Genomic DNA, 17766 nt, shown 5'->3' with positions numbered 1-17766 from the left:
CATTTATCGCGGCAACGTTTGGGCTGTTCGCTGGCCCGGGAACATCGTTGATCGCGGAGTACTGAAATTGCGTCTGATCAGGTGCCTTGCGCGGCTCGCGCTGGGCCTCATGATTGTTGCGTATGCGCTGCCGGCGCACGCCATCGACGCTGTCAGCGTCCGCAGCGACGCGCCTGCGATCGACCTCACCGCGGTGCTCGATCATCAGCGCAGCGATGCCGACCGCATCCAGGTTTCGACCGCGCCCGGCACCGACGGCATCGTCCGCCGCATCGAGGTGCGCGCCCGTGAAGGCGGCCAGAACTGGGTGGTGTTCGCGCTCGCCAACAACACCGACGACCAGCTCGACCGCCTGATCGTTGCCCCGCATTACCGCATCGTGTCGTCGGGCCTGTTGTGGCCCGATCTCGGGCTGTCGCGCATCGCCACCATCACGCCCTCGACCGGCGACCGGCCCGAGCGCCAGGAAAGCGCCACCGCCGACATCTTCCGCATCACGCTCGATCCCGGCGCCGTCGTCACCTTCGTCGCGGAACTGCGCACCGACAAGCTTCCGCAGCTCTATCTGTGGGAACCGGACGCATACAAGGACAAGGTCAACTCGTTCACGCTCTACCAGGGCATCGTGATCGGGATCTCCGGCCTTCTGGCCCTCGTGCTCACCATTCTGTTCGTGGTCAAGGGCAGCATCATGTTCCCGGCCGCCGCCGCGCTGGCCTGGGCGGTGCTGGTCTATATCGGCGTCGATTTCGGCTTCTGGGGCAAGGTTCTGGACATGCAGAACAACGCCGAGCGCGTCTGGCGCGCGGCGGGCGAAGCCATTCTGGCGGCGACGCTGCTGGTGTTCCTGTTCGCCTATCTCAATCTCAGCCGCTGGCATGTGCGCTATTCCCACATCACCGTCGGCTGGCTGACCTTCCTCGGATCCTTGGTGGCGCTGGCGCTGTTCGATCCCGCGGTGGCTTCCGGCATCGCGCGCATGTCGCTGGTGATGATCGCCTTCGCCGGTTTTGCCCTCATCGTCTATCTCTCCACGCACGGTTTTGACCGCGCGGTGCTGTTGATCCCGACCTGGTTCCTGCTGGTGGTCTGGGTGGTCGCGGCCGGCATGGCGGTGGCCGGAAACGTCACCAACGACATCGTCGGCCCGGCGCTGCTCGGCGGCCTCGTGCTGATCGTGATGCTGATCGGATTTACGGTCATGCAGCACGCCTTCGCCGGCGGCGGCGCCACGACCGGCGTGGTCTCCGACGTCGAACGCCGCGCGCTGGCCCTGACCGGTTCCGGCGATCTGATCTGGGACTGGGACGTCTCCGCCGACAAGGTGTTCACCAGCCCCGAGACCGAAAGCCTGCTCGGCCTCAAGCGCGGCACGCTGGAAGGCCCGGCGGCCAAATGGCTCGAGGTGCTGCATCCGCTCGATCAGGACCGTTTCCGCGCCGCGCTCGACAGCGTGCTCGACCAGCGCCGCGGGCGGCTGGTGCAGGATTTCCGGCTTCGTACCCCGGACGGCCACTTCATGTGGTTCGCGCTGAAAGCACGCCCGGTGGTCGGCTCCGACGGCGAGGTTTCCCGAGTCGTCGGCACGCTGACCGACGTCACCGAGCAGAAGAACGCCGAGGAGCGCATGCTGCATGACAGCGTGCATGACAACCTCACCGGCCTGCCGAACCGCAAATTGTTCATCGACCGCCTCGGCGCGGTGGCGAATTTCGCCAAGACCATGCCGAACCTGCGGCCGACGCTGATGGTGATCGACCTCGACCGCTTCAAGCAGGTCAACGATTCCGTCGGCATCGCGGTCGGCGACTCCATCCTGCTGACGCTGGCGCGGCGGCTGACCCGGATTCTCAAGCCGCAGGATACGCTGGCGCGGCTCGCCGGCGACCAGTTCGGCCTGATCCTGATGTCGGAACAGGATTCGGCGCGCATCACCGCGTTTGCCGAGACCATCCGCAAGACCATCCGCGCCCCGATCGCCTTCAACGACCGCGAGATCTTCCTGACCGCGTCGATCGGCCTCGCCTTGAGCGATCCGCAGACGCAGCTGTCCGACGAGATCATCAAGGATGCTGAACTCGCGATGTATCATTCCAAGCGCATCGGCGGCGACCGCATCGACGTCTACAAGCCCGCGATGCGCGCCCGCAAGACCGACCGGCTGACGCTGGAGTCGGAATTGCGCCGCGCCATCGAGCGCCAGGAAATCACGATCCTCTACCAGCCGATCGTGCGGCTAGAGGATCGCTCGATCGCCGGCTTCGAGGCCCTCGCCCGCTGGGATCACCCCAAGCTCGGTCGGATGTCGCCGTCGGAATTCATCTCTATTGCAGAGGAGATCGGCCTGATCGTCGACCTCGGCATGTTCGTGATGGACCAGACCGCAAAGCAGCTCGCGGTGTGGCAGCGCGCGATGCGCTCGCGCGAGCCGATCTTCGCCAGCGTCAACGTCTCCTCGCGTCAGTTGCTGCGCCACGACCTGATCCACGATATCAGAACCGTGCTGTCGCGCTCCTCGGTGGCGCGCGGCACGCTGAAGCTCGAACTGACCGAGTCGCTGGTGATGGAGAACCCGGAACACGCCGCGCAGATGCTGACGCGGATCCGCGAGCTCGGTACCGGATTGTCGCTCGACGATTTCGGCACCGGCCATTCCTCGCTGGCCTATCTGCAGCGCTTCCCGTTCGACACCATCAAGATCGACCAGTCGTTCGTGCGCACCACCAGCCGCGGCACCCGCCCGGTGATCCTGAAATCGATCATCGCACTCGCCCACGACCTCGGCATGGACGTGGTCGCCGAGGGCGCCGAGACCGATTCGGACGCGGTCGAGCTCTACCAATTGGGCTGCGAATACGCGCAAGGCTTTGCCTTCGGCGAGCCGATGGACGCCGACGCCGCGATGCGGCTGCTGACGGAAGAGCGGCTCGAAGCGGCGAGTTGAGCCGTAACGCCGCTGTCGGTTGCGCGAAGGCGGCAATCAGTATGTCCAGACCCGTCCACGTCATTGCGAGCAAAGCGAAGCAATCCATTCTTCTTCGCGCGGCGGCATAGATTGCTTCGCTGCGCTCGCAATGACGGGGACAGTGCGGCCCCATACAACGCTGTCATCCCCGCGCAGGCGGGGATCCAGTACGCTGCGACTTCTCGATTCTATCACTACTGTCTCTGGGATACTGGGTCCCCGCCTTCGCGGGGACGAAAATTGTGGGTGTGACACACACTTCGACATTCTCGCGACGCATTGCGCCCGAGCTTTGCCAGAAACTTCCCGCCCTAAATACAGAGGGCGCAGGGAAGACCGGGTGCGCGCTGCACCCGCGGTCCCGTGTGCGGTTAGCACTAAAAAAGTTGCACACGAGCATACAGGGCAGCGGAGAACACCCGGCCTTCCCTGCGCAATGGCTTTACGGCTTATGCCGTGATCTCCCCGGAGACGAGTTCTTGGTTGACTCCGTCACCGCCGGTTCAGCTCTCGCCTACCCGACAGCTTGACACCTGCAACGGGCGTCAGGACCACACGGTTTTGCCGTACGCCTGTATACGCCGTCGTCAGGCGCAACAAACGTCCACCGCATCCAGCCGCGCGTTCGTGACGTGCGCACGCCCCTCTTGTCGGGCGGGACGCGACGATTCAAACCGCTGATTTGCCCGACGAGGGAAGTGTAATTTTGCCCGTCGGGTTACTTTGTCGCAGTCAATCGTCGTCGCGAGCGCAGCGACGTCGTCCCGGCCTTGAGCCGGGACCCATACGCCGCGGCCCTCATTGTTTGCAGAAGGTGTCCAAGACCTGCGCTCTCACCGATGGGCCGCGGCGTTTGGGTCCCGGATCGCGCTTCGCTTGTCCGGGACGACGTGGATGGGTCATTGCAAACACCGCTTCGCGATCTCGCCGCGTCGACGCACACTATTCCGTCACCGACTCCCGCGGCGCTTCGCGCGGCATGATGATCTGGATTTTCGTGCCCATGCCGGGTCTGGTTTCCAGATGGATCCGGCCGCCCAGACGATTGGTCACGATGTTGTGCACGATGTGCAACCCGAGGCCGGTGTTGCCCTGGTCGCGCCGGGTGGTGAAAAACGGGTCGAACACCTGGCGCTTGACCTCCGGGCTCATGCCGCAGCCGTCGTCTGAAAACAGCACCTCGACATTGCCCTTGCCCGATGCCTGCGCCGCAATATGGACCGATCCCCCGCCGCCGTCCGGAAAGGCATGCGCCGCGGAGTTGAGAACCAGATTGGTGAGCACCTGGCCGTAAGGTCCGGGATAGCTATTCATGACAAGATCGGGTTCGCATTCGACGGCGACCGTCAGGTTTTGACCTCGCAGCCCGAACCGCAATCCCCCGACGACCTGCTCGGTCACCTCGCCGAGATCGAAGCGCCTGCGGTCCGAAACGTTGCGATCGGCTGCAACCTGCTTGAACGACTGGATCAGTTCGACCGCATTGCCAAGATTGAACATGATCTGCGACGCCGCCTCGCGGCTGGCCGCAATGAACTCCGAGAGCGTCGAGCGGCGCACGTCACCCTTGGCGACATCGGCTTCAAACCGCTTGGTCTTGTTGATCAATGCCGAGGCCACGGTGAGGTTGGTGCCGACGGGGGTGTTGATCTCGTGCGCAACGCCCGCCACCAGCCGTCCCAGCGCGGCCAGTTTCTCGGTCTGTACCAGACTGCCCTGCGCGGCGCGCAAATCGTCAAGCGATTGCGACAGCTGCCTGGTGCGTTCCTGCACTTCCGTGAACAGCCGCGTGTTCTCGATGGCGATGACCGCCTGGCCGGCAAAGGTCTTCAGGAGCTCGACCTGCGCCTTGGGGAATAATTGCGGCTCCAGGCGCATCACCGCGATGGCGCCGATCGCGACCTCGTCGCGCAGCATCGGCACGATCAGGATGCTGCGATAGCCCGATGTCTTCTGCAGTTCGCTGTAGCCGCCGGAGACCAGCACATCCGGCTCATGCACGACGCGGCGCTCGCGGATCGCGACCGAGATCAGATTCTTGCTGGTGAGCGGAGCCGGGTAGGCTTTGCGCACCGCCGCCACCGATGCCGGAGAGAACTGATCGTGCGCGACCAGGTGGACGTGGTCCCCGTCCCGGCGGTAGACGGCGCTCAGCACGCTCTGGCAGAGCCGCGCTGCGTTCCTGACGATCCGGTCGAATACCGGCGCAAGCGGCGATGAGGCTCAGGACCTCGGATGTCGCGGCCTGGCGCTCTCTGGCTTGCTGAAGTTCGAGGGCGAGTCGTTCGACTTCGGTTTGCGCTGGATTTTCGGCGTCCGTTTTCGCTGACCTGGAAGTGCGCGCCACCTTTGGCGCAATGATCCGCTTTCGCGGCTTCGCCGTACGGCTTTGCGGCTTTTTCGATCCGCCGCCTGCTGCAGAACGTGGTGTCATTGCCTGCCCCGGGCTTCAGAATAAGCCATCGGATCGGCTTAGGCTAGTAACGGGAAACGGGGGGCGGTGGCTGCGCCGGATGAGACCTCACCGCGACATGGCCGGACTTGCCGCTGCATTGCCTTGCCGCGAATGAGCCGACGCAGCAACGAAATCAAGCGAACTTGTACAGGTTTGCTTTGGCCGCTAGCTTTGGATCATGACGTGCTCCGTTCTTCTGGACCTCGACGGCACCTTGATCGATTCGTATCCCGGCATTTCGGCAAGCTGTCTGGCGGCGCTGCGCGCCCTTGGACATGAACCGGATGAAACCCCCGACATAAAACGCATCATCGGGCCGCCACTCGAAGAGATCATGCAAACCCTGCTGCAGTCATACGGAGACGACCGGGTCGGTGAAGCAGTCACGGCCTATCGTCAGTACTACGGTGAAAGCGGGTTTCTCGGCAGCGTGCCCTATCCGGGAATTGGCAACTGCCTTGCAGAGATGAAGCGATGCGGATTGCGGGTCTATCTCGCGACCTCGAAGCGGGAGATCTTCGCGAGCCGAATTCTGGAGCATCTGGGGTTTGCCAGCTACTTCGATGGCATCCATGGCTCCGTGCCGAGCGGCGAGCTGGATCACAAGCCCGAGCTGCTCGCCCATATCCTGTCCAGGCACGGTCTTGCGCCGTCTCGCAGCCTGATGGTCGGGGATCGCCGGCATGATATTTCCGGCGCCCACGCGGCCGGGATGCGCGGTCTTGGCGTGCTCTGGGGTTATGGCACGAGGGACGAACTTGAGACGGCGGGCGCAGACCAACTGGTGAATTCTCCCGCCGATCTCGCCGGTACGGTTCTTTCGATGGTCAATGGGAAGCAATCCCCGGGCTAGGGCCGCTGTTGAAATGCGCTAGCCTTTGTTCGGTGACCAGCCATAGGCCTTGGCGCAGGCACCGCCCATCAGCATGGCCCGCTCGGTGTCACTGAGGCGGTCCGTCTTGAGGAACGGCGTGACGGCCTGCTCGTAATTGACGACGGCGAAGGCGCGGGTCCAGTCGGTGCCCCACAGGCAGCGATCGAAACCCCAGGCCTCAAACACGCGCGCCAGCGGGTCCCAGATGTCAGGGAATGGATACGGCTCTTTGGACAGCGTGCAGGCGCCGCTGACCTTGATCACCACGTTCTTGCGTTTGGCGAGCGCCAGCACCTTGGGCAGTTCGGCCCAAGGGGACCAGGGCTGCGCGGGCGCCGGCGGCGTGCGCGGCTGAAGGATGCCGAGATGGTCGAGGATGAAGCGCGTGTCGGGATGACGATCGACCAGCGCCGTGCCGGCGTCGAGATTATCCCAGCACAGCAGGTTGACCGGAAAATCATGTTGAACGGCCGCGCGTGCGATGCGGTCGATGCCGGGATGACCGGGCTCGCGCTTGTTCTCCTTGGTCAGCATGATCCGGATGCCGACCGCGCCCGGCGTCTTCTTCCAGTCGGCGACGACGTCGGCGACGTTGGGATCATCGGGGTCGACCGGCTTGACGATGGCGAGCCGGGTGGGATGGGCGCGCGCCACTTCCACGGCATAGCTGGCGTCGTAGCGGTACATCGAGAAGGCGGAGATGAAGATCGCGCCGTCGACGCCGACCTTGTCCATCGCCGCCACCATCTCGTCGCCGGTGACGTGGTCGGGCCAGTTCGGCACCGTGGCCCAGGGCCGCTTCGGCGTGTTGGCCTCATAGGCATGGACCTGGGAATCGATAATCGCCATCGGGACGCTCCTCCGTTTTGAGGCGATTTTGGACATCGCAACATCTGCGTGTCCAGAGGGCCAAAGCGCGGAGATGCGTTGCGCGGATTGCAGGCGGCGTCAGCGCTCCCGCGCCACCGCCTGCCAGCCGATGTCGCGGCGGCAGAAGCCTTCCGCCCAGTTAATGCGATCGACGGCCGCATAGGCGCGCTGCTGCGCCTCGGTCACCGTCTTGCCCATGGCGCAGACGTTCAGCACGCGGCCGCCGCTGGCGAGAATTTTTCCGTCTTTCTCGATCGTCCCGGCGTGGAAGATTTCGACGCCCTCGACTTTTGCGGCGTCGTCGAGACCTGAGATCACCGAGCCCTTGCCATAGCTGCCGGGATAACCTTTCGTTGCCATGATCACGGTCAGCGCCGCATCGTCGAACCAGCGCAGGCTGAAATTCTTCAATTGCCCGTCGGCGCTGGCGATCAGCGCCGGCAAGATATCGGACATCATCCGCAACATCAGCACCTGGGTTTCCGGATCGCCGAACCGGGCGTTGTATTCGACGAGTTTCGGGCCGTCCTTGGTCACCATCACGCCGGCAAACAGCACGCCCTTGTAGGGCGATCCCATCGCCTTCATCGCACGCAGCGTCGGATGGATCATCTCCTCCATGACGCGGGCGCACATCGCGTCCGTCATGACCGGCGCCGGCGAATAGGCGCCCATGCCGCCGGTGTTCGGGCCCTGGTCGCCGTCGAAGGCGCGCTTGTGGTCCTGCGCGGTCGCCAGCGGCAGCGCGTGTTCGCCGTCGCACAGCGCAAAGAACGAGGCCTCCTCGCCCACCATGAATTCCTCGACCACGACCTCGGCGCCCGCGTCGCCGAACCCGCCGCCGAACATCATGTCGACGGCGTCAAGCGCTTCGGCCTCGCTCATCGCCACGACGACGCCCTTGCCGGCGGCCAGACCATCGGCCTTGATCACGATCGGCGCGCCCTGCTTGCGGATATAGGCTTTTGCCTTCGCGGCCTCGGTGAAATGCTCATAGGCCGCCGTCGGAATGTTGTTGGCGCGGCAGAGATTCTTGGTGAAGGTTTTCGAACTCTCGAGCCGGCCCGCGGCCTGGGTGGGCCCGAACGCCTTGAAGCCGGCGGCGTTGAGATCGTCGACGATCCCGGCGGCGATCGGCGCGTCGGGGCCGACCACGACGAAATCCACCTTGTGCGCCTTGCAGAAATCGATCACGGCCGGATGGTCGGTGATGTCGAGCGCGACGCATTCGGCATCCTTGGCGATGCCGGCATTGCCCGGCGCGCACCAGAGCTTCGTCAGCAGCGGAGATGCGGCGATCTTCCATGCCAGGGCATGTTCGCGGCCGCCGGAACCGAGCAGGAGGATGTTCATGACTGGAGCCAGATGTGGGGAACGACAAGTCGAGCAGGTCGCACAAAACCTTCACGGACGGCAAGAGCAGCCTCCAGCAGGATGGCACTTGTCCGGAGCCAAGATGACTTTTCCGCCCGCAATCCGGTTTTCCCCCGACGGACAAAGTCATCACTACTATATTACCTGAAACACCACACAATCGGGCGGAGATTGGCGGGGATAAGCAAAAGTCCCTACCTTGCGTAGAAGCCCCAAAAGCCTGATTCGATTGACGAGATGCCTGCCACCGAACCACTGCTCAACGCGCCCGAATTCACCGTCTCGGAACTCTCCTCCGCCCTGAAGCGGACGGTGGAGGACGCCTATGGCCATGTCCGGGTGCGCGGCGAAATTTCGGGCTTCCGCGGGCCGCATTCCTCCGGCCACTGCTATTTCGCGCTGAAGGACGAGAGCGCCAAGATCGAGGCTGTGATCTGGAAGGGCGTGCATTCCCGAATGCGGTTCAAGCCGCAGGAAGGGCTCGAGGTGATCGCGACCGGCAAGCTCACCACCTATCCGGGCTCGTCGAAATACCAGATCGTCATCGAAGCCATCGAGCCCGCCGGCATCGGCGCGCTGATGGCGCTGGTGGAAGAGCGCAAGAAGAAACTCGGCGCCGAGGGCCTGTTCGACGAAGCGCGCAAGCAATTGCTGCCGTGGCTGCCGGAAGTGATCGGCATCGTGACCTCACCGACCGGCGCCGTGATCCGCGACATCCTGCACCGCCTGGAAGACCGGTTTCCGCGCCGCGTGCTGGTGTGGCCGGTGAAGGTGCAGGGCGAAGGCTCCGCCGAGCAGGTTGCCGCCGCGATCCGCGGTTTCAACGCGCTGCCCGAGGGTGGCAAGATTCCGCGGCCGGATCTGCTGATCGTCGCGCGCGGCGGCGGCTCGTTGGAGGATTTGTGGTCGTTCAACGAGGAGATCGTGGTTCGCGCCGCGGCCGAGAGCATGATCCCGCTGATCTCCGCGGTCGGGCACGAGACCGACATCACGCTGATCGATTTTGCCGCCGACAAGCGCGCGCCGACGCCGACGGCGGCCGCCGAAATGGCCGTGCCGGTGCGCAGCGAATTGCTGGTCGAGGTCGCCGGCCTGGCGCGCCGCACCATGGTGTGCTGGCTGCGCGGCCAGGAAAGCCGCCGCAACGAATTGCGCGCCGCGGCGCGTGCGCTGCCCGCCGCCAGCGAACTATTGGCGATCCCGCGGCAGCGGCTCGACAGCACGGGTAGCGCCCTGCCCCGCGGCTTGAAAGCCAACACCAACGCGCATCACCGCCGCTTCTCGCAGCTCAGCGCCGGCCTGACGCTGAAGGTGCTGCGCGGACAGGTCGCGCAGGCGGGGCACCGTCTCACCGTGTCCGGCGAGCGCATCAGGCTTTCCGCGCGCGCGCTGCTGCGAAGCCGGCGCGATCGCTTTGCCGGGCTTGAAGTCAGGCTGAAAGCCTCGAAACTCTCCAACGCGCAAGCGCAGCGCAACGCGATCGCGCGCGACCGCGAACGCACGCAACGCCTCGCCGAGCGCGCGCGCCGCGCGCTGCTGACCGCGATGACGCGGCTCAACGCCCGCGTCGCCCATAGCGGCCAGTTGCTGTCGGCGCTGTCCTATCGTGGCGTGCTGGCGCGCGGGTTTGCCCTGGTGCGCGACGAACACGGCCACGCCGTGCATGCCGCAGCGACCATCGGCCCGGGCGCACCTCTGTCGATCGAATTCGCCGATGGCCGCGTCGCGGCGACGGCGGATGCGGACCGGCCGGCGGCGACGTCAGCGCCGACCAGCCAGCCCACCCTTGCCCGGCGGGAAACCAAGACGCTTGCGCCCAAGCGGGTGGTCAAGCCGGTCGATCAGGGCAGTTTGTTTTAGGCGAGCGATGCGCCTTCCTTACCTCTCCCCCGCAAGAGCGGGGCGAGGGAGCAGAGACACCGCGCTACGTCGCTCTCGCTCACCTTGCCAGCCATTCCGCCACGCGCTTTTGCGAATCCGAGCGCGCCGCCGCGTCGGTGCCGATGTGGCCGCGTTCCGGCTGGCCCGCGTCGCCGCCGCCGAGCGCACGGAGCGGCAGATTGGCGCGGTCGAAATCGTGCGGCGCGCCGGGATAGATTTCGATCCGCGCCAGCGCGCTGCGGCCGCGGGCGCCGTCCACCATCTGGCGGCACGCCGATGGCGAACTGACATCGTCCTTGGCGCCGATCAACAGCAGCGTCGGCATCCGCGCGCTCCAGCCGAGGCCGGCGGAGATCCGGCAGTCCGGATAGAAAGCGACCGCCGAGCGGAAATCCGGCCCGTCGTGGCGCCAGGCTTGCGGACGCACCGCCCACAACAGCGCGCTGGCCCCGTTCGCCCATCCCATCAGGCTGACGCGATCCTGCGCCACCCAGGCCTGCTGCGCCAGCCATCGCCGCGTCGCCACGATATCGGCCACCCGCTCGCGGCGCGCCAGCACCCGGCGCTCCTTGTCGCGGCATTGCGGGCCGAGTTCGCGCGAACCGTAGCTGTCCGGCAGCACGACCGCATGTCCCGCCTTCAATAGTTGTTCGACCCAGTCGCGATAGCGCGGCAGCACCGGTTCGGAATGCCCACTCAGACCGCCGCAGCCATGCAGCGCGATCACGGTGGGAAACGGCCCGTCACCGTCAGGCCTGTAGAGCTGGGCGTGCAAGTTGAGTTTTGGCGCGGGGATATCGACCTGTTTGGGGGCCGGCAGTGGCGCGCCCGAAGCGGCGCGCGGCACGGCTGCGCAGGCCGCGGCGAACAGCGTCAGGAATAGCAGTGTCGCTGGGCGCATCTGATTTCGCCGGGTCAAACTGGCGCTCGGGGCAAAGCGAACATAATCAGGAGGTTATCACGCGCGATCGGCGAAAATTCATCACAATCAGGTGGTTTTCTTGCAGGTGGTTTTCTTGCAGGTGGTTTCTTGCAGGTGGTTTCTTGCGGGTGGGTTTCGGGAGCGGACAGCCCAGCCTATCTGTGATAGATCGGATTTGGAAAATACACTTTAGTCGGCCTGTGAAATGGCCGACCTGTCGGAGAGTTTGCGGTGCTGAATAAATTCGGTCCCTCGGGACATGGCGAAGCGCAGGTGCAATATCTGGATGGCGATTTCCGCGTGGTCTCGCCGGGAACCTATGTGCGCTGCGCCATATCGGATGTGCGGATCCCGCTCGACGAGTTGAAATACTGGAGCGTCGATCTGCAGGAAGCCTATTCGGTGCCATCAGCCGTGCTGCAGCGGCATTTTCCCGGCGCGCTGAAGACGCAGGGGTGAATTATTTGTCGTCCCGGGCTTGACCCGGGACCCATAACCACAGCTCTTCGTGGTTATGTCAGGCTGGAACTCCAGCCCGCTTCAACAACTGACGACGGTGGTTATGGGTCCCGGGTCAAGCCCGGGACGACGACGCAAATTTCTTCTCGCGCGCCTTGAAGAGTTGATCGGTCACGAACCTCTTTAGCTTCGCGCCGTCCTCAAACTCGAGCGTCACCGCGAACGGCACGATCGCTTTCGCCCAATCCGGCAATCCGCCGCCGACTCTCAGGCGCGCCAGATCCTTTTCCGTCGTCACCAGCGTCAGCGCGTCGCGGCCGGCCTCGGCGATCAGGCTGTCTATCTCGGCCCTGGAGAAAGCGTGGTGATCGGCAAAGGCGTGCTGCCGGACCACGTCAACGCCGCTTGCCGTCAGCGTGCCGAAGAACCGTGCGGGATCGCCGATGCCGGCGAAGGCCAGCACGCGCTTGCCGCGCAGCGAAGCCACCGAATCCTGGTTCGGCACAAGGCGCGCGCGCAGCACCGGCTTGTCCTGCACGGCGATATCGGCCGCAACGCGGTCGGCCGCCGTGCCGTTGCCGACGATGATCAGCGCATCGGTGCGCGCGATTTGTGGCGGCAGGGGTGCACGCAACGGACCAGCGGGAAACACCTGCCCGTTGCCGAGGCCGCGGGCGCCGTCGATCACGATCAGCGAGGCATCCTTGGCGACGGCCGGACTCTGGAAACCGTCGTCCATCAGGATCACGGTCGCCGCCAGCGAACGCGCCAGCGGAACGCCGTCGGCGCGTTGGCGCGCGACCACCACCGGCAGCGTCGCCGCCAGCATCAGCGGCTCATCGCCGACATCGGCGGCGGCATGCCGCTCCGGATCGACCCGCACCGGCCCGCGTAATTTTCCGCCATAGCCGCGGCTCAGCACGACGGGCGTTTCGCCGAGCTCGCGGAGCAGCTTCGCCAGTGCCAGCACCGTCGGCGTCTTGCCGGCGCCGCCGACGTGATAATTGCCAATACAAATGACGGGGACGCCGGCATCCAGCCCCCCGCGCTGCATCCGTCTCGCGGCGATGGCGCCGTAGAGGGCAGCGAGCGGGCTCAACAGGTTGGATTGAAGAGAAGGCGGGCCGTGCCAGAAGCGCGGCTCACGCATTCGCGGCTCCCATTTCGAGCCGCAGCTGCAACAGATACGGCTCCAGCGCGATCATCGTGCGATCCAGCGCGCCGCCGAGCCGTTCGACCACACGCTCGGCAGCTTTGAGCGATACTTCGCGCGCCCTGGGATCGGCGAGCAGCTGACCGAGTTGCTTGACCAGGGCCTCCTGGGTGTCAGCCTTTCGCGCGCCGCCGGCCTGATCGAGCGCCTCATAGACGTCGCCGAAATTGAAGACGTGCGGGCCATGGACGATCGAGGCGCCGAGCTTGACCGCCTCGATCGGATTTTGTCCGCCATGTTCGACCAGCGATCCGCCCATGAACACGATCGGCGACAACCGGTAGAACAACCCGAGCTCGCCCATGGTGTCGGCGACATAGATGTCGGTCGCAGCGGTCGGCAATTCCTCGCGCGAACGCAGCGACGCGTGCAGGCCGGACGCCTCGACCATGCGCGCGATCGCCTCGCCGCGATCGGGATGCCGCGGCACGATCACGGTGAGCAGGTTCGGAAAGTATCCGGCGAGGGTCTTGTGCGCCTCCGCCAGCATCTCGTCCTCGCCGGGATGGGTGGAGGCGGCGATGACGACCGGACGGCCGCGCGTCATCGCCATCAGCCGCTCCAGCTTGGCTTGGTCCGCCGGTGGTGCGGGAACATCGAGCTTCAGATTGCCTGTGGTCACGACGTTGGGACAACCAAGTGTCGAAAACCTGTCGGCATCAGTTTCCGACTGCGCGAGGCACAGTTCGAACCGGCCGAGCAGCGCCGAGATGGTGCCGGAGACACGCCGCCAGCGCGGAAACGAGCGAGGCGACATGCGGCCGTTGATCAGCACCATCGGCACGCGCCGCGCCGCGCTCGACAGGATCAAATTCGGCCACAGATCGGACTCGATGAACAGCGCCAGCGACGGACGCCAATGGTCGAGAAACCGCGCGACATAGCGCGGCGAGTCGTAAGGGACATATTGATGGATAACGTCGGGCGGAAACCGCTTGGCGACGACCGCTGCCGAGGTCACCGTGCCCGAGGTGAGGAGGATGCGCAGGTTCAGCGCCCGCAGCTGCTCGACCAGCGCTGCCGAGGCCAGCACCTCGCCGACGCTGGCGCCGTGAATCCACACCAGCGGCCCGACCGGGCGAACATCGGCGCTCACGCCGCGGCGCTCGCTGACGCGCGCCGGATCTTCCTTGCCGAGCTTCAGCCGCCGGTTGATGAACGCAGGCGCCAGCGGCACCATCGCGGACGACAGACTCCGGTAGACGCGCAACGTCATCGGCAGCGGCAGCGAATTAACCAAGGGCGGCCTCCGGACGACCGACAGCCGCATAGGCGCGGCGGGTCGCTTCGTTCAGATAAGTCTCTACCTGTTGGCGCAGCTTTTCCATGGTCTCTGCGTCGGCGTCCGGCGGCACGAAAACCGCATCAATGCCTACCACGGCACCCCTGCCGAATGGCAAATTGATGGTGGAGGAGTCCCAATTTTTCAACCGGATGAACCGGCTGGTCACCATTGCAAACGGGAGTATCGGCCGCCCGGACTCCCGCGCCAGCATGATGAGGCCGAGCCCGACCACCCGCGCCCGCTTCGGCACGTCGGCGGTGGTCGCGACATTCCACCCCTGCTCCAGCGCCTGCACCATCTCCCGGAACGCGCCGACGCCACCCTTGCGGTGGAAGGCGCCGCCATGGTCGCCGGAACCTCTGATGGTTCCGATGCCCAGCCGTTCGGCCGCAATGGCGTTGAACTCGCCGTCGCGATGCCGCGAGATCAGGACCTTGGCGCGATGGCTCTCCTTGGTCTTGATGAACGGCGTGATGAAATGCTGGCCGTGCCAGAACGCGAGGATCGCCGGCATCACCGGCTCGACTTGGTCATAGACGTCAGCCGGTTCGTAGCTGAACTTGTTGGTCAGCCAGACCAGCCGCAGATATTCGGCCGCAAGCACACCGAGCGCGCGCTGAAGCCAGCTGCTGCGCAGCAAATCGCGAAGGAATCGTTTCAACGGGCAGGCTTCGCGTCTTGCTTGGTATCTTGCTTGGTGTCCTGCCCCGGATCGAGCAGCCGGTGGAGGTGGACCACGAAATAGCGCATGTGGGCGTTGTCCACGGTCTGCTGCGCCTTCGCCTTCCAGGCCGCATGGGCGGTGGCGTAATTCGGGTACACGCCGACGATATCGACCTGGTCGAGATCCTTGAAGGTGATGTGTTCGAGATCGGTCAACTCGCCGCCGATGACGAGATGAAGCAGTTGCGGCGGGGCACTATCTGGCATGATGATTTTTCCTAACGAGGTGCCCGGCAAGCAAGGTTGTTGAGGCGTATCGCATGATGAGTGGCGTGACGAACCGTGACGCAGGTCCGGCGTGTTCAGGGCAGCGGTCGGATTCGAAAATGCTCGACAATGCGTGCATGCCGATCACGTCCCGCAGCCACCAGCACCCCGTGCGTCACCTCCCGGCGATTATACTCAATCGTGTCCCCCGAGAGCGCCGTCATCCTACCATCGGCTTCGTGCACGATCAAATTCGCCGCCGCAAGGTCCCAATCGCGGCTCTGCCCGCCCGCAAAAGCGGCGTCCAGGCCGCCGTCCGCCACCCGACACAGCCGAAGCGCCAACGAGCCGATTCGCGGAAACAGCGTGATCTCATCGGACGACGGGCTCAGCCGCTGCACCAGCGGCTTGGGGCCGGCCATGCGGGAAAAATCCAGATCCGTGCCTGCGGTCGCCAGCACGCGCTTGCCGTTGCGCGTGGCGCCCTGCCCGCGCATCGCGAAGAAGAATTCGTCGGTCGCCGGTGCGAACACCGCCGCCAGCACCGGCGTGGCATCGGCCACCAGCGCAATGCTCACGCACCAGTCTTCGCGGCCGGCCAGATAGGCGCGGGTGCCATCGATGGGATCGACGATCCAGACCAGCTTCTTGCCGAGGCGCGTGTCGTCGTCGACGCTTTCCTCCGACAGCCAGCCATAATCAGGCGTTGCCGCGCGAAGGCGGCTTTCGACGAGATCGTTGACGGCGATGTCGGCTTCCGACACCGGCGACGAGGCGCCCTTGGTCCAGTTCTTCAGCTCGGTGCGAAACAACGACAGCGCCAGCGCCCCCGCCTCGCGCACCGTCTCCGTCAGCAGCGCGGCGTCGCGCGCCTTTGTCGTTTCAAGCGTATCAGCGTCCGCCAAGCGTCAAACCCTCGATGCGCACTGTCGGCGCATTGACGCCATAGCGGAATTCCAGATCGTTGGCCGCAGTCAGCGACTGGAAGATCGCCAGCAGATGGCCCGCGATCGTGACTTCGCTGACGGGATAGGTGATCTCGCCGTTCTCGATCCAGAAGCCGGACGCGCCGCGGCTGTAATCGCCGGTGACGCCGTTGACGCCGGAGCCGATCAGATCGGTGACGTAAAAGCCCTGCTTGATGTCAGAGATCAACTCGGCCGGCGTCGGCTCGCCCGCCTCCATGTGCAGATTGTACGATCCCGGCGACGGCGACGACGACACGCCGCGATGCGCATGGCCGGTCGTCACCAGTCCAAGTTCGCGCGCGGTCGCGGTGTCCAGCAGCCACGAGGTCAGCACGCCCTCGTCGATGATCGCGAGCTTCTTCACCGTGACGCCTTCGGCATCGAAGGTCTGCGAACGCAATCCGCGCACCCGCAGCGGATCGTCGATGATGCGGATGTTTTTGGCGAACAGTTGCTCGCCCATGCGGTCTTTCAGAAAACTGGTCTTGCGCGCGATCGAGGCGCCGTTGACGGCGCCGACGAGATGGCCGACCAGCGATCCCGACACCCGCGGATCGAACACGACCGGCACCTTGCAGGTCTCGACCTTGCGCGGATTGGCGCGCGCCACCGTGCGCTCGCCCGCCTTGCGGCCAACGCTTTCGGGCGCGGCGAGATCGGAGGCATGCGGCGCCGACGTGTAGTCGTAGTCGCGCTCCATGCCGGTGCCCTCGCCTGAAATCGCGGTCATCGAGATGCCCTGGCTCGATCGCAAATACGAGCCGTGGAACCCGGTCGAAGTCACCAGCACCATGCCGCCGATGCCGCTCGATGCCGACGCGCCGCCTGATCGCGTCACGCCCTTGACCGCAAGCGCCGCGGCCTCCGCTTCTACGGCGCGGCGTTCGAGTTCGGAAGTCGAGGGAACCGTGCGATCGAGCAGGTCGAGATCGGCGAACTCGCGTGCCAGGAGTGAAGGATCGGCGAGGCCGACATATTTGTCGTCGGGTGCGACCTTCGCCATCGCGACCGCGCGCTCGGCCAGTTTCGAAATGCCATCGCCGCTGATGTCGTTGGTCGAGACCACGGCCTGGCGCTGTCCGACCAGCACGCGCAATCCGACATCGTCGCCTTCCGAGCGCTCGGATTCCTCGACGCGGCCATCGCGCACTTCGACGCCTTGGCTGACGCCGCGCACCGCGACCGCATCAGCCGCGTCGGCGCCGGCGCGCCTGGCGGCCTCGACCAGTTGCTGCGCCAGCGTCGAGAGCGCCGACTGGTCGAACAGGTCCGAGGTCGCGGAAGATGAAGGCTTGGATGGTGAAGAGTTCACAAACAAAATCCCTGACATTGAAGCGAGTTGGGACGCAAATCTTTGGACCCATCAGATGTGCCTGATTCACAGGGATTTCAAGCATTTTGCGGTGCCAAAAGCCAATCATTTTCGGCTTCAAAGCAAGGACTCGTCAATCATGCGCGCCAAGCTCTTGTCAATCATGCGGGCAGAAGCAGTGCCGGTGACCTCGGGTTAACCAGCCTTTTTAAGCCAAAACGGAAACCGCTCGGCTAAGGTCTCACACATCGACCGGGA

The 17766-nt window shown here is 65.0% G+C and carries 13 protein-coding genes and 2 pseudogenes; 4 read left to right on the top strand and 11 right to left on the bottom strand.

Annotated features, from left to right (window positions below):
• The first annotated feature begins 67 nt into the window (after positions 1–67).
• On the top strand, positions 68–2944 hold the full coding sequence (locus tag JQ558_RS04305; RefSeq protein WP_192736891.1) for an EAL domain-containing protein: 2877 nt from the start codon (positions 68–70) through the stop codon (positions 2942–2944).
• 963 nt (positions 2945–3907) lie between these two features.
• Here the strand turns inward: JQ558_RS04305 and JQ558_RS38300 are convergent.
• Positions 3908–4705: pseudogene (locus JQ558_RS38300) on the bottom strand (sensor histidine kinase); the annotation flags it as partial.
• A 63-nt stretch (positions 4706–4768) separates the two neighbouring features.
• Positions 4769–5161: pseudogene (locus JQ558_RS38295) on the bottom strand (GAF domain-containing protein); the annotation flags it as partial.
• Between the two features lie 437 nt (positions 5162–5598).
• On the opposite strand from JQ558_RS38295, the gene JQ558_RS04295 reads away from it, so the two are divergent.
• Positions 5599–6273, top strand: coding sequence for an HAD hydrolase-like protein (locus JQ558_RS04295; RefSeq protein ID WP_212292988.1), 675 nt, complete (start codon positions 5599–5601; stop codon positions 6271–6273).
• 18 nt (positions 6274–6291) lie between these two features.
• On the opposite strand, the gene JQ558_RS04290 is transcribed toward JQ558_RS04295, so the two are convergent.
• Positions 6292–7143, bottom strand: a complete 852-nt coding sequence (locus JQ558_RS04290) for an amidohydrolase (protein WP_212292987.1) — start codon at positions 7141–7143, stop codon at positions 6292–6294.
• Between the two features lie 99 nt (positions 7144–7242).
• Positions 7243–8517: a phosphoribosylamine--glycine ligase gene (gene purD / locus JQ558_RS04285; protein WP_212292986.1), complete on the bottom strand. Its 1275-nt coding sequence runs from the start codon at positions 8515–8517 to the stop codon at positions 7243–7245.
• Between the two features lie 258 nt (positions 8518–8775).
• Between purD and xseA the strand changes: the two genes are divergently transcribed.
• Positions 8776–10398 carry an exodeoxyribonuclease VII large subunit gene (gene xseA, locus JQ558_RS04280; protein WP_212292985.1) on the top strand — a complete coding sequence of 541 codons (1623 nt, stop codon included), beginning with the start codon at positions 8776–8778 and terminating at the stop codon, positions 10396–10398.
• Positions 10399–10477: 79 nt separating this feature from the next.
• Here xseA and JQ558_RS04275 read toward each other — a convergent pair whose 3' ends face one another.
• On the bottom strand, positions 10478–11320 hold the full coding sequence (locus tag JQ558_RS04275; RefSeq protein WP_212292984.1) for a dienelactone hydrolase family protein: 843 nt from the start codon (positions 11318–11320) through the stop codon (positions 10478–10480).
• A 252-nt stretch (positions 11321–11572) separates the two neighbouring features.
• Here JQ558_RS04275 and JQ558_RS04270 point away from each other — a divergent pair, with 252 nt between their 5' ends.
• Positions 11573–11800, top strand: a complete 228-nt coding sequence (locus JQ558_RS04270) for a DUF2093 domain-containing protein (RefSeq protein WP_212209655.1) — start codon at positions 11573–11575, stop codon at positions 11798–11800.
• Between the two features lie 115 nt (positions 11801–11915).
• Here JQ558_RS04270 and lpxK read toward each other — a convergent pair whose 3' ends face one another.
• The 6 genes from lpxK to JQ558_RS04240 all read right to left on the bottom strand — a co-directional run bounded on the left by lpxK (position 11916) and on the right by JQ558_RS04240 (position 17526).
• Positions 11916–12950, bottom strand: a complete 1035-nt coding sequence (lpxK, locus tag JQ558_RS04265; RefSeq protein WP_212292983.1) for a tetraacyldisaccharide 4'-kinase — start codon at positions 12948–12950, stop codon at positions 11916–11918.
• A complete protein-coding gene (locus JQ558_RS04260; protein ID WP_212292982.1) occupies positions 12943–14283 on the bottom strand; it encodes a 3-deoxy-D-manno-octulosonic acid transferase in 1341 nt (446 codons plus the stop codon). Before JQ558_RS04260 ends, lpxK begins: the two co-directional genes overlap by 8 nt.
• Positions 14246–14959, bottom strand: coding sequence for a lysophospholipid acyltransferase family protein (locus tag JQ558_RS04255; protein WP_212292981.1), 714 nt, complete (start codon positions 14957–14959; stop codon positions 14246–14248). The genes JQ558_RS04260 and JQ558_RS04255 overlap by 38 nt, the downstream gene beginning before the upstream one ends.
• On the bottom strand, positions 14956–15228 hold the full coding sequence (locus JQ558_RS04250) for a DUF4170 domain-containing protein (RefSeq protein ID WP_211993617.1): 273 nt from the start codon (positions 15226–15228) through the stop codon (positions 14956–14958). The genes JQ558_RS04255 and JQ558_RS04250 overlap by 4 nt, the downstream gene beginning before the upstream one ends.
• A 95-nt stretch (positions 15229–15323) precedes the next feature.
• Positions 15324–16133, bottom strand: a complete 810-nt coding sequence (locus tag JQ558_RS04245) for a 3'(2'),5'-bisphosphate nucleotidase CysQ (protein ID WP_212292980.1) — start codon at positions 16131–16133, stop codon at positions 15324–15326.
• Positions 16120–17526, bottom strand: a complete 1407-nt coding sequence (locus JQ558_RS04240) for a TldD/PmbA family protein (RefSeq protein WP_212209650.1) — start codon at positions 17524–17526, stop codon at positions 16120–16122. Before JQ558_RS04240 ends, JQ558_RS04245 begins: the two co-directional genes overlap by 14 nt.
• Between the last annotated feature and the right edge of the window lie 240 nt (positions 17527–17766).

The sequence above is a fragment of the Bradyrhizobium sp. AUGA SZCCT0160 genome (assembly GCF_018130105.1).
GTDB lineage: Bacteria > Pseudomonadota > Alphaproteobacteria > Rhizobiales > Xanthobacteraceae > Bradyrhizobium.
Note: the sequence above shows the minus strand (reverse complement) of the source record. Positions and strands in the feature narration are given on the sequence as shown.

Bases quoted from the DNA above. Each gene is read 5' to 3' on its own strand.
- JQ558_RS04295 (WP_212292988.1), top strand. From the start codon at position 5,599: ATGACGTGCTCCGTTCTTCTGGACCTCGACGGCACCTTGATCGATTCG.
- JQ558_RS04290 (WP_212292987.1), bottom strand. From the start codon at position 7,143: ATGGCGATTATCGATTCCCAGGTCCATGCCTATGAGGCCAACACGCCG.
- purD (WP_212292986.1), bottom strand. From the start codon at position 8,517: ATGAACATCCTCCTGCTCGGTTCCGGCGGCCGCGAACATGCCCTGGCA.
- xseA (WP_212292985.1), top strand. From the start codon at position 8,776: ATGCCTGCCACCGAACCACTGCTCAACGCGCCCGAATTCACCGTCTCG.
- JQ558_RS04275 (WP_212292984.1), bottom strand. From the start codon at position 11,320: ATGCGCCCAGCGACACTGCTATTCCTGACGCTGTTCGCCGCGGCCTGC.
- lpxK (WP_212292983.1), bottom strand. From the start codon at position 12,950: ATGCGTGAGCCGCGCTTCTGGCACGGCCCGCCTTCTCTTCAATCCAAC.
- JQ558_RS04260 (WP_212292982.1), bottom strand. From the start codon at position 14,283: ATGCGGCTGTCGGTCGTCCGGAGGCCGCCCTTGGTTAATTCGCTGCCG.
- JQ558_RS04250 (WP_211993617.1), bottom strand. From the start codon at position 15,228: ATGCCAGATAGTGCCCCGCCGCAACTGCTTCATCTCGTCATCGGCGGC.
- JQ558_RS04240 (WP_212209650.1), bottom strand. From the start codon at position 17,526: ATGTCAGGGATTTTGTTTGTGAACTCTTCACCATCCAAGCCTTCATCT.